Genomic DNA, 2013 nt, shown 5'->3' with positions numbered 1-2013 from the left:
GACATAGAGTAGTCTTTTTGTGTACGCTTTACATAGCGTATTTCTTGAGGTACTTCCATAATGATACTTTTTGTGTATCGCTATTTCAGGACTAGACAATTTCAAAAAATAAAAAAAATCGATTTACCCAGAAAGCTAATTCTAATATTTTTTTTTTGTGTAGTATTGCAAGGTTCTATACCCGATAAATAGTGTCTACACTTGAACAAAGAGAAAGGGGAATACAATTGAATATTTTAGCTACAAACATAGTAAAACTCACGCCTAGATAGAGAATGAAAGAAATTATTGAACTTTCGGAAAAGACAATAACCATTGACAGGAACGAATTTCTTAAAGTGAAAGGTAGTATTGACACCAATATGTATTTTATAGTAAGCGGAAGTCTGAGGATTTTTGTTTTAGACGAATATGAAGAACGCACGATTAGATTTGGTTATAAAGAAAATCTAATCGTTTCACTGGACTCTTTTTTGACAGGTAAACCTTCAGATTTGTTTATGCAAGCTATAAAGAAAACAGTTATAAAAGTCGTAAGCAAACAACAAATAAACAAATTTTTAGAAACAGAAAGCAATAGAAATCTATGGATAAAAATTCTGGAAAATTTGGTAGTTCAGCAGATGGAACGTGAGGTTGATATCCTGACAAATTCACCAAAAGAAAGATATGAAAGGGTTTTAAAGAGGAGCCCACAGCTTTTTCAGGAAATCCCAAACCGACATATTGCCAATTATTTAAGAATGAGTGCCGAAACTTTATCCCGCTTAAAAAAGTCTTGACTTCAATCAAGATTTATTGAAAATGCTTTTTACAATTTTGCATAAAGAAAAATATAATTATGCAATCAGATAAATTAATACAAACGCTTTTAGAGCATACGAGACAAATTATCAATCAGGCAGAAAAATTAAAGAATTGTGATTTGAATGCTTTGACCTGGAGGGAAAATGAAACTTCCTGGAACATTCTGGAATGTTTGGAACATTTGAATTTGTATGGTGATTATTATTTACCGCAAATAGAAAATGAAATAAAAAAATCAACCACCAAAACTGATGATGAATTTAAAAGTAGAATTTTAGGGAGTTATTTTGCAAAAAGTATGTTGCCAAAAGCCAAGCTAAACAAAATGAAAACTTTTAAAGACAAGAATCCATTGAATGTCAAACTTGATAAATCGGTAATTGATAGATTTATAAACCAACAAATCAAACTTCTGGATTTACTGAATCAATCCCGAAACGTGAGTTTAAACAAAGTGAAGATTAAGATTTCTATTTCAAATTTCATTAAACTAAAATTGGGAGACACCTTTCAATTTTTCATCAATCATATTATTAGACACTTTCATCAAATAGATCAAATAAAAGTTGCAATGAAAAACAACTGACCGCCAGACAGGTAAGGAGTAGAGCGTAAAATTATTTGATTTTTTTTCAAAATAAACTTGCAAATACAAAATCTAGCTGTATATTTGCACTCGCAATCACAAACGATAGCAACCTATTAAAATAGGGCGATTAGCTCAGCTGGTTCAGAGCACCTCGTTTACACCGAGGGGGTCGGGGGTTCGAACCCCTCATCGCCCACAAATAACTCCTTACTTTTTTAAGGAGTTTTTTTATGACATACGAAGCGAGCGCGAATTACAAATTCGAGTTAGTGAATTAGGGGAGATACTCAAGCGGCCAACGAGGGCAGACTGTAAATCTGCTGTGTGAACTTCGCAGGTTCGAATCCTGCTCTCCCCACAAAAAATAAAAGAAGTAAAAGGAAGCTTTTACGATCTTTTAAAAAACCGAAACATTTTAAAAACCTGTAAATCGAACGATTTACAGGTTTTTTGTTTTTAATGCTATTTTGAAACTTAATAAAAATGAGAAAAGGTTCAAAGGATCAGTTCAAAAGTTGTGGATCAGGTTCAAAAGTTGGGGATTAGGCAAAAAGATTAGATAATCTGAACAAGAAAAAATCTATATTCCTCACTCCTCTGAATTGACTTCTAAAAGC

The 2013-nt window shown here is 32.4% G+C and carries 2 protein-coding genes and 2 tRNA genes; all 4 read left to right on the top strand.

Annotated elements, in window-relative coordinates; all coding sequences use genetic code 11:
* The first annotated feature begins 275 nt into the window (after positions 1 to 275).
* The 4 genes from FLA105534_RS23385 (at position 276) to FLA105534_RS23370 (ending at position 1754) form a co-directional block, all read left to right on the top strand.
* Positions 276 to 782, top strand: coding sequence for a Crp/Fnr family transcriptional regulator (locus tag FLA105534_RS23385; RefSeq protein ID WP_173968481.1), 507 nt, complete (start codon positions 276 to 278; stop codon positions 780 to 782).
* Positions 783 to 841: 59 nt separating this feature from the next.
* Positions 842 to 1393: a DinB family protein gene (locus FLA105534_RS23380; protein WP_173968480.1), complete on the top strand. Its 552-nt coding sequence runs from the start codon at positions 842 to 844 to the stop codon at positions 1391 to 1393.
* Positions 1394 to 1517: 124 nt separating this feature from the next.
* Positions 1518 to 1592: transfer RNA gene (locus FLA105534_RS23375), tRNA-Val, on the top strand.
* Positions 1593 to 1673: 81 nt separating this feature from the next.
* A tRNA-Tyr gene (locus FLA105534_RS23370) sits at positions 1674 to 1754 on the top strand.
* Positions 1755 to 2013 lie beyond the last annotated feature (259 nt).

Origin of the sequence: Flavobacterium collinsii (genome assembly GCF_902804485.1) — a bacterium.
GTDB lineage: Bacteria > Bacteroidota > Bacteroidia > Flavobacteriales > Flavobacteriaceae > Flavobacterium > Flavobacterium collinsii.
This window is presented reverse-complemented; position numbering and strand designations above follow the sequence as displayed.